Genomic DNA, 8,506 nt, shown 5'->3' on the forward strand with positions numbered 1-8,506 from the left:
ATTAACAACACAAACCTGAGCTCTCGCACTATAATGACCTAGCCCACGCAGAGACGGCGACGAACCAGCTACAGCTGCGCGAGGCACAGCAACCGACATAGGAGTTTCCTATAGCCTCTGCTGACATTTCGTCTTTGCCCCGCTCTCTTTTCCGTACGTACCGTGAAACAGCTCGCCGAAGGCCGCCGAGCGGGTATTTGCGAAACCGAGAGGACCAGTGGCATGACCACGGACGGAAACGACTCCACGAAGAACGACCCGGAGAATTCAGAGAAGAAGGAATTCACGGGAAAGCGGGCTCTGGTCACGGGTGGTTCCCGCGGGATCGGAGCGGCCCTCGTGCGCCAACTCCTGGACGCGGGCGCCGAGGTACTCACCACCGCCAGGGCCGCGACGAGCACGGTGCCGCAGGGAGCCACCTTCGTGGAGGCCGACGTACGGACGCGGGCCGGCGCACAGGCGCTGGCCGCGACCGCGCGGGAGGTGCTCGGCGGGGTGGACCTCCTGGTGCACAACGCGGGCGGCGCACGACCGCACCAGAGCGCTACGGCCATCCCCGACGAGGAGTGGCAGGACGCGCTCGACCTGAACTTCCTTGCAGCCGTGCGACTTGACTCGCTGCTCGCGCCGGGGATGCGGGAGCAGCGTTCCGGGGTGATCGTGCACGTCTCCTCGGCCGCGAACCCCCTCACGCCGCCGCCGTTCCTGCACTACACGGCGGCGAAGGCGGCGCTGGAGAACTACAGCCGGGGACTGGCCGCGGAGCTGGCCCCGCACGGAGTGCGGGTCAACACCGTCTCTCCGGGCAGGACCGCCACTCCGGGCGGCGAGGCGACGCGCGAGCAGTGGGCGCTCATAGACTCAGGGCCGGGCCAGGACACCACCGCTCCCCCGCTGGGACGCGACGGCCGGCCCGACGACATCGCCGACGCCGCGCTGTTCCTCATGTCCGAGCGGGCGAGTTGGCTGACCGGGAGCAATCTCGTCGTGGACGGCGGTGAATTCACCAGGGGCTGACGGTGACGGAATTCCTGAGATACGATTCCGGGTGACGGGAATTCACCGGAACGGGAAGGCGCCGGGACGGCAATGCACTCAGGCGGTGATTACCATTTCTCTGCACGCAGAAGCTCGAGCAGAGCGGTCTCCGCCGGGCCCGCTTCCTGCCGAAGGACGGCGATGACGGGCTGGGACACGGCCGGGAACACCGGGCGTACGAGGTGTTCGTGGCCGTTCGGGACCGCGGAGGCCGGGACGAGCGTGACCCCGAGGCCGTGCGCGGCCCAGCGCACGGCCGTTGCCGTCTGGGACACGCGGGCGGCGGTGGTCGGGGTCAGGTCGTTGTCCCGCAGCACGCTCAGGAGCACGGCGTCCAGCGCGCTGTCGCGGTCGAACCTCACCCACGGCTCCCCCTTCAGTTCGCGCAGCTCGACGCGGGCCGCGTCGAGCTGCGGGTGCCCGGCGGCGAGGACCACCACGAACTCCTCGTCGCCCAGGTGGTGGGCGTCGTCGGGGCTCTGCTCGCACCGCGCCATCAGGGCGAGGTCCAGCACGCCCCGGCGGCCCAGCTGTTCCAGCTCGGCGGAGCTCGGCTCCTCGAAGACGCTGACCTCGAGGCGCGGGTAGCGGCGGCGCAGGGCGCCGAGGGCACCGGGCAACTGCCGTGTGCCGAAGCCCATCTGCACCGAGACCACCAGCTCGCCCACCAGGTCTTCGGCGCCGGCCTGTGCCGTTGCCCTGGCCCGCCGTGAGGCGCGCACCGCGACTTCCGCCTCCCGCAGGAACGCGCGGCCGACCACGGTGGGCACCAGACCGCTCGGCGTGCGGGCGAACAGCTTCACGCCCAGTTCGCGCTCCAGGCCGCGGATCTGCTGGGACACCGACGGCTGGGCGACGCGCAGCAGTTCCGCCGCGGCGGTCACCGAGCCCTCCTCGGCCACGGCCAGGGCGTACTCGAACTGACGAAGGCTCATCGCTCCCCTCCCCTTTCTACGGTGGAGCGCATGCCGCGGCGATCACGACGACGCTCCGGCGGCCGGCCCGCCTGCCTCACGAGCGTCGGGCAGGTGCGGCGGCCTGCCAGGCCGCCTCGATCATCTCGAAGACCTCGTCGACCACGGCCTGCGGATCGTCCGCCTCGCGGGCCAGCGAGAAGGCGTCGATCGCGAACCGTGCGACGGCCCGGCAGGACGTCGCGTCCGCGGGCAGGCCGAGGTCGGCGGCGATGGCCGTTGCCAGTGATGTCGCATGGCGCAGCCTCATCGCCTCTTCGTACTGCCGCAGGGCAGGCGATGCGTCGATCATGCGCCAGAGGGGATCTGCGCCTTCTGCCGTGCAGTGGCGCACCAGGGCCCGGATCTCCTGGCGCAGCGCGGGGATGAGCGGATCGTGCGGCGCCCGGTCGGTGACCGCCCGCGTGAGGCGTTGCTCGAAGTCTTCGTCCTGCTCGAACACCAGGGCCTCTTTGGAGGCGAAGTGGGAGAAGACGGTGGTGACGGCCACGTCGGCCTCGGCGGCCACGTCGCGAATGCCCACCGCGTCATACCCGCGTTCCAGGAAGAGCTCCAGGGCGGTATCGGCGATCTTCTGGCGGGTCGCGGCCTTCTTGCGTTCCCGGCGTCCGGACGGCTCGGTCATGCCCTGGACACTACCAGGTACAAAATCCTAACCGTTGTGAAACACTAACCGTTAGTGCTACGTTCGGCGGCATGAAGAGAGTGAGCTTCGCCGAGTTCGGCGGTCCCGACGTCCTGCAACTCACCGACGCCGAGGAGCCCCACGCGGGCCCCGGCCAGATACGCATCGCCGTGCGGGCGGCGGGCGTGAACCCCGTCGACTGGCGGATCCGCGAAGGCCAGGTCCTGGGAGCCCATCCGACCGAGCTGCCCTCCGGGGTCGGACTGGACGCCTCCGGGGTGGTGGACGAGGTCGGCGAGGGCGTCGACGGGGTCGAGACCGGCGACCGCGTGTTCGGCGAAGGCCACGGCACCTATGCCGAATTCGCCGTGCTGGGGGCCTGGGCCCGTATGCCCGAGGCGCTGACGTTCGAGGAGGCGGCGGGCTACCCCTCCGTGATGGAGACCGCGCTGCGCATCATCCGCGAGGTCGGTGTGCGGCCCGGCCAGACACTGCTGGTCAGTGGCGCGTCGGGCGGCGTCGGCTCGGCGGTGCTCCAGGTCGCCCGCGATCGCGGCATCTCGGTGATCGGCACGGCAGGCGCCGCGAACCAGGACTATCTGCGGGAGTTGGGCGCCGTCGCCACGACGTACGGCGAGGGTCTGGTCGAGCGGGTGCGGCAGCTCGGCCGCATCGACGCGGCTCTCGATCTGGCCGGCTCCGGCGTGATCCGCGAACTCGTCGAGCTGACCGGGGATCCGCGGAAGGTCGTCTCCACCGCCGATCTCACCGCGCCCGACTTCGGCGTCCGCTTCTCCGGCGTGGCCGGGAGCATGCCCGACGCGCTCGCCGAGACCCTCGCCCTCATCTCACGGGGCAGGCTGCACATCCCGGTCGAGAAGTCATACTCGCTCCCCGACGCCGCGGCGGCACACACCGACAGCCAGGCCGGCCACACGCGCGGACGCCGGGTCATGATCGTCTGAGCGTGCCGTACGGCGCTCCGGGCGGCGATCGGCGAAGGGCCGGGGCGGAGGCCGACGAGCCGGGCTCAGCGCCGGCGGCGCGGCTCGATGCCCAGGGCCGCGCAGGCGCCGTCCACGGCCGCCCGGCGGAGCTCGTCCCTCGGCGCGTCGGGGAATTGGATGGTGCAGTCCTGGAGGCCGCCGAAGGCGATCGCGGCCCGGGTGGCCTGCTCCAGGGTGGGTTCGGGGCCGTGGATCAGGCGCGCCAGCCGCCCGCGCCAGTCAAGGACGCGCTCGATCAGGCCCAGGTCGGCGAGCGTGGTCAGCTCGCCGAGCATGAGGACCATCTCCTTGCGGTGGCGGTAGTGGAAGTCGAAGTAGCCCTCCAGCAGGGCGCGGGGCTCCACTTCGGCCAGCGCCTCCTGGCCGCCCAGGAACGCCTCCTCCTCGTCGAGGATCGGCTGCACGATGCTGCGGACCAGTTCCTCGCGTGAGGAGAAGTGGTAGTAGAGCGCCGGCTTGGTGATGCCCAGGCGGGCGGCGATGTCCTGCAGGCTGGTGCGCTGCACCCCCTGCTGGACGAAGAGCTCGCGGGCAGCCTCCAGGATGCGCTGTTTGGTGTCGGAGGGGCGAGTCATGCCGGAACCCTATCTTACTTAACGATAGGTAAGTACCGTGTGTCCAACCGGACTTACCTATCGTTAAGTAAGGAGCTCGGGCATGCGGATACTCATCTCCGGCGCCGGTATCGCCGGTACGGCACTGGCGTACTGGCTCACCCGGCACGGCTGCTCCGTCACTGTCGTCGAGCGCGCGCCGACGCTGCGCAAGACCGGCGGCCATGCGGTCGACCTGTTCCGGCCCGCGATGGAGATCTCCGAGAAGATGGGCGTGCTCCCGCGCATCGAGGAGCGGGCCATCGGCACGCACCGCATGACCCTGTGCCCGCAGGGCGCGCGGCGGCCCGTCCGGGTGGACCTCTCCAAGATCTTCGGCGCCGCCTCCGACCGGCACGTCGAGATCATGCGCGACGACCTGAGCGAGATCTGCTACGACGCCACCCGCGACGACGTCGAGTACCTCTTCGACGACTCGATCACCGTGATCTCACCCGACGCACAGGTGCGGTTCGAGAACGCCCCACCACGCCGCTTCGACCTCGTCGTCGGCGCGGACGGGCTGCACTCCAACGTGCGCCGCCTCGTCTTCGGGGACGAGTCACGCTTCGGATCCTTCGTCGGGGCCTATCTCGGGGTACTGACCCTGCCCAACGCCTCCGGTCTCGACGGTGAGCTCCTGATCCACGTCGGTGTGGGCCGCACCGCCGGAATGTACGGCGCGCGGCACCTCGGCGAGGCGCGGGTGCTGTTCCTCTTCCGCAGCGAGCGCGAACTCGACTGCCACCACCGCGACGTGCCCCGGCAGAAGGAACTGCTGCGCGAGGCGTTCGGCGGCCTGCACGCCGACGTGGACCGCTGGCTGGCGGAGCTCGACCGCACCCCGGCGTTCTACTTCGACTCGATCACCCAGCTGCACATGGACACCTGGTCGCGGGGGCGGGTGACACTCGTCGGCGACGCGGGCTACTGCCCCGGCCCGGCCGTCGGCGGCAGCACCACCCTGGCCGTCGTCGGTGCCTACGTCCTGGCCGGGGAACTGGCCCGGGCAGGCGGCGACCACGAGCGCGCCTTCGCGGCCTACGAGCGTGCGATGGCAGAGTCCGTGCGCAGAAGCCGCGAGGTCGGATTGAGTGCGGCCAAGACCCTGATCCCCGCATCCCGCCGGGGCGTGCGGGCACTGGCGCAGGGCTCCCGGCTGATCTCGGCCCTGCCGCCGTCAGCCGGCCGCGCCCTGCTCCGCCTGACCACCAAGAGCGCGCGCCTCTACAACTCCATGGCCGTCGGCGACTACCCGCCGACGGCCGCCGCCGCAGCAGACAGGACCGGCCGGGCGGGCCCCCGCGCAAGCGGCTGAAGTCCGCTCCCGGCGGGGGCAGATGTCAGACCAGCCGCCACAGATGATCCGCCGTGCCGTTGTCCTCGAACTGCACGACCTGCGCACTGTTGGACGTCGACATGCCGTCCACGCCGAGGACCTTGCCGCTGTGCGCGTTGCGGAGCAAAAACCAGCCGTCCCCCTTGTCGACCTGCTCCCAGCGCAGATGGGCGGCGCCGCTGTCGGTGTACTGGACGGACTTGGCGGAGTTGGCCGTGGACGCGTCTTCGATGCCGAGCACCTTGCCGCTGTGGCCGTTGCGCAGGGTGCAGCGGCCCTCGCCCCGGTCGATGAGCTGCCATGCGTGGTCGCCCGTACCGGAGTTGTCGAACTGCACCACGCGTCCGCCGTCGTCCAGGGACATACCGTCGACCGCGAGGATCTTGCCGCTGTGCCGGTTCTCGATCCGGCGGTAGGGCGGCTCGGGCGTCCAGGGGCGGCCGTCGGGGCTCGCCGTGGGGAACGCGGTGACGCGCAGGCGGGCCGCGCCCATCGGGATGAGGGTGACTTCTTCCTCCGGGCCGGTGGCCTTCGCCGGGCTCTGCTGGAGCGGGGCCACCACGTGCTCGTCGTCGGCGACCCATTGCTCCAGGCGCCGGGCGCGGGCCCGGATGCGTACCGGGACGTCCTCGTGCGTGAAGGGGTCGCCGGTCAGCGGGCCGGAATCGGCGCTGAAGGTGAGGGCGTCCTTCGGATCGGGGGCCAGCGCGTAGTTCCACGGGGTGGTCGCGTGCACCGCCTGGTGCGGGAAGGCGTCCGTGCCGGCGTACCGCTCGTAGGACTCGCCGATGCGCAGGGAGTAGGTCAGCGGCCCGCGGTCGACGCTGACCGCTCCGCTCTTCCAGGTGCGCACCGCCGTGGACTGCGGCAGCCGCAGCGTGACACGGTCGCCGCTTCGCCAGGTCCGCTCGATCTCGGCGAAGGCAGGTCCGTCGGCCGGTGCCTGCACCCGCCGTCCGTTGACGGAGAGCTGGGGGCCCTTGCACCAGCCGGGGATGCGCAGCCGGAGCGGGAAGCGCACCGCCTTGTCCAGGGCCAGGGTGAGGGTGACGGTCTCCTTGAAGGGGTAGTCGGTGTCCTCGGTGATCGTGACGGAGGTGCCGTCGGCGACCTTCGCCGTGACCCGGCACGGCGCGTACATGGCCGCCGCAAGGCCGCGGTCGGGTGTGGCGAGCCACAGCTCCTCGGTGAAGTAGGGCCAGCCCATGCCGTAGTTGTGCGGGCAGCAGCGGTACTGGTCGACGCCGGGCTGGAAGGACTGCATCGCGAAGCCGTTCTGGAACTGGCCCTGCGTCTTGCGGGTGTTGTCCAGGTCGATGCTGTTGGCGCTGGTGACGTAGTGGATGCCCGATCCGGCGGGGTCGGTCGACGCGGGCAGCATGTTGAAGGCCAGCTCCTCGCACAGGTCGGCCCAGACCGGGTCGCCGGTGATGCGGGTGAGCAGCTCGTGGCTGGCCATGAACTCGACGGTGCCGCAGGTCTCGAAGCCCTGGCGGGGGTCGCTGAAGCCGGGGCGCGCGTTCTCGTCACCCGCGAAGCCGCCGCCGGGGAACTGGCCGTAGGTGCCGATCGCGGTCGCGTAGTTGCGGTACGTCGCCCGGGTGTGGTCCGCCTTGCCCGAGCGCAGCGCGTACTGGGCGGGCTCGCGGAAGCCCTGCGCCACGTTGACGTTGTGCCAGTCGGCGACGCCCCCGGCCCAGTCCACGCCGTGGGTGTGCATCTTGTCGGTGAGGTCGAGCAGGAAGCTCTCGCGGGTGCGGTTGTAGAGCCAGAAGGCGACGTCCATGCCGTCGCCCCAGCGCTTGGAGACCCAGCTGGAGTCGAAGGCGCCGGGACCCTGGGCGTTCATGAAGCGCATGAAGCGCAGGATGAACGGCTCGATGCGCTTGTCGCCGGTGAACTCCATGTGGGAGCGCAGCGCCTGGAGGAGCGGCAGGTAGGGCCAGAAGTCGGGGCCGCCGTTGAGCGAGGTGCGCAGTCTTCCGGGGCCGAAGAAGCCGTCCGCTTCCTGGGTGGCGAGGATCGCGTCGATCCAGCGGCGGCTCTCGGCCAGGGCGGTGCGATCCCCGGTGAGGGCGGCGAGGTCGACGTATCCGCGCAGCCAGTACGTCACTTCCTCCCAGCCCACCTTGTCCGGGTGCACCCAGCCGGAGTCGTCGAACTTGAGGAAGTGGGAGATCTCCGCGTAGCGCCCGAACAGGCCGCCGAGCAGGAGGTCGAGCTGGCCGCGCAGCCAGCCGCGCGCGGTGACGCTGCCCAGCGGGAGTTTCTGGAAGGCGGTGGGGGCCAGCGGTGCGGCGCTGGGTCCGTAGAGTCCGCCGCGCGCCGGGGCCGCGGCGTGCGCGGTGGGGCCGGCGAAGGCGGTCGTCCCGCCGGCCGCTCCGAGGGTGATCGCGCCGGAGCGCAGGAGGAAGTGGCGTCGGCCGAGCTGCGTCATGAGTACCGTCCCGTCGTTGTCCGTATGCGCTGATGGCAGCCGCGCAGGCTGCTTTACAACGTTGGAAAACCGTGGCGTGCGAGATCTCAACAGCGTGTGCGTCAGAGGCAGTTGGCATCCCAGCACCCGGTGACGGGATTGTCCAGGGGGCAGGAAGGGACGGGCGGGAAGGACGGGAGGGAGGGGCGGCGCCGGCCGCCCCTCCCCCGGCTGCTCACCAGTCGTGCACGGTCCCGTCCTGCAGCCGGTTGACCGGCAGATAGGCCGCTTCGTAGGGGTGGGCGGCCGCGAGCTCCTCGTCCAGTTCCACACCGATGCCGGGAGCCTCGCCCGGGTGCAGGTGGCCGTCGGCGAACGTGTAGGCGTGCCGGAAGACCTCGTCGGTCAGGGCGGTGTGGCCCGAGTACTCCTGGATACCGAAGTTGTGCACGGCGAGGTCCAGGTGGAGGTCTGCCGCCATCCCCACCGGGGAGATGTCCTCTGGGCGGTTCAC

At 70.7% G+C, this 8,506-nt stretch carries 8 protein-coding genes; 3 read left to right on the forward strand and 5 right to left on the reverse strand.

Annotation, left to right across the window (positions count from 1 at the left end):
• The first annotated feature begins 222 nt into the window (after positions 1-222).
• Positions 223-1,017, forward strand: coding sequence for an oxidoreductase (locus tag ACQKIP_RS32390; protein WP_365853873.1), 795 nt, complete (start codon positions 223-225; stop codon positions 1,015-1,017).
• A gap of 89 nt (positions 1,018-1,106) precedes the next feature.
• Here ACQKIP_RS32390 and ACQKIP_RS32395 read toward each other — a convergent pair whose 3' ends face one another.
• Entirely contained in the window at positions 1,107-1,973 is an 867-nt protein-coding gene (locus ACQKIP_RS32395) for a LysR family transcriptional regulator (protein WP_365853875.1), read from the reverse strand.
• Positions 1,974-2,049: 76 nt separating this feature from the next.
• Positions 2,050-2,637 (reverse strand): TetR/AcrR family transcriptional regulator, encoded by a 588-nt coding sequence (locus ACQKIP_RS32400; RefSeq protein WP_365853877.1) that lies wholly within the window; start codon positions 2,635-2,637, stop codon positions 2,050-2,052.
• A gap of 71 nt (positions 2,638-2,708) precedes the next feature.
• Between ACQKIP_RS32400 and ACQKIP_RS32405 the strand changes: the two genes are divergently transcribed.
• Entirely contained in the window at positions 2,709-3,602 is an 894-nt protein-coding gene (locus ACQKIP_RS32405) for an NADP-dependent oxidoreductase (protein WP_365853879.1), read from the forward strand.
• Positions 3,603-3,667: 65 nt separating this feature from the next.
• Here the strand turns inward: ACQKIP_RS32405 and ACQKIP_RS32410 are convergent, their stop codons facing one another.
• On the reverse strand, positions 3,668-4,219 hold the full coding sequence (locus tag ACQKIP_RS32410) for a TetR/AcrR family transcriptional regulator (protein WP_365853881.1): 552 nt from the start codon (positions 4,217-4,219) through the stop codon (positions 3,668-3,670).
• A gap of 82 nt (positions 4,220-4,301) precedes the next feature.
• Between ACQKIP_RS32410 and ACQKIP_RS32415 the strand changes: the two genes are divergently transcribed.
• The gene (locus ACQKIP_RS32415; protein ID WP_365853883.1) at positions 4,302-5,555 is read left to right on the forward strand and encodes an FAD-dependent oxidoreductase; all 1,254 of its coding nucleotides are present in this window, start codon (positions 4,302-4,304) and stop codon (positions 5,553-5,555) included.
• Positions 5,556-5,580: 25 nt separating this feature from the next.
• Here the strand turns inward: ACQKIP_RS32415 and ACQKIP_RS32420 are convergent, their stop codons facing one another.
• Together ACQKIP_RS32420 and ACQKIP_RS32425 are read right to left on the reverse strand one after the other, a co-directional pair.
• Complete coding sequence (locus tag ACQKIP_RS32420; RefSeq protein WP_365853885.1) at positions 5,581-8,013, reverse strand: RICIN domain-containing protein; 2,433 nt, start codon at positions 8,011-8,013, stop codon at positions 5,581-5,583.
• A gap of 214 nt (positions 8,014-8,227) precedes the next feature.
• Positions 8,228-8,506: enolase C-terminal domain-like protein (locus ACQKIP_RS32425; RefSeq protein ID WP_427744922.1), on the reverse strand; the 279-nt coding region annotated here is incomplete at its 5' end.

It is taken from the genome of Streptomyces sp. NPDC059900 (assembly GCF_050270335.1).
In the GTDB taxonomy this organism is placed as follows: domain Bacteria; phylum Actinomycetota; class Actinomycetes; order Streptomycetales; family Streptomycetaceae; genus Streptomyces.